Origin of the sequence: Acinetobacter sp. SwsAc5 (assembly GCF_013391485.1) — a bacterium.
Taxonomy (GTDB): domain Bacteria; phylum Pseudomonadota; class Gammaproteobacteria; order Pseudomonadales; family Moraxellaceae; genus Acinetobacter; species Acinetobacter towneri.
On the sequence record NZ_JACAXD010000076.1, the window covers coordinates 1 to 675 of the forward strand.

The 675-nt window shown below is 40.7% G+C and carries 1 protein-coding gene; it reads left to right on the forward strand.

All coding sequences use genetic code 11. From position 1 onward, the window contains the following. On the forward strand, nt 1-675 hold a 675-nt coding region (gene repM, locus HYG89_RS15915; RefSeq protein WP_256734041.1), incomplete at both ends, for a replication initiation protein RepM.

Here is a 675-nt window from a genome sequence, read left to right on the forward strand (position 1 = left end):
TTGGTGTACACAGAACAACGGCATATCAAGCTTTAAAAGATGCCTGTAAGGACTTATTTGCTCGTCAGTTTAGCTACCAAGAAAAACGAGAACGTGGACGTGCAAATATTACAAGTCGTTGGGTCAGTCAAATTGCTTACATTGATGAAACTGCAACGGTTGAAGTTATTTTTGCCCCTGCGGTTGTTCCATTAATTACAAGACTGGAGGAACAATTCACCCAGTACGATATTGAGCAAATTAGCGGTTTATCGAGTGCCTATGCTGTCCGTATGTATGAATTATTGATTTGTTGGCGCACAACAGGAAAAACCCCCATTATTGAATTAGGCGAATTTAGAAAACGAATAGGTGTTTTAGATACTGAATACACGAGAACAGATAACTTAAAGATGCGAGTTATTGAGCTAGCACTCAAGCAGATCAATGATCATACCGACATTACAGCAACCTACGAACAGCACAAAAAAGGGCGAGTGATTACGGGATTCTCATTCAAGTTTAAGCAGAAGAAGCCCAAACAAGCCGAAATTGCTACAGAAACGCCAAAAATAGCCACGAATGACCTAGACACGATAAAACCCCTTACAGAGCCTCAGATCGCAAAATACAGCATGATTCTGTGCAAATTAGGCAGTATTTCAGACTTGAGTAACTTCCCCGACTATCCAACCT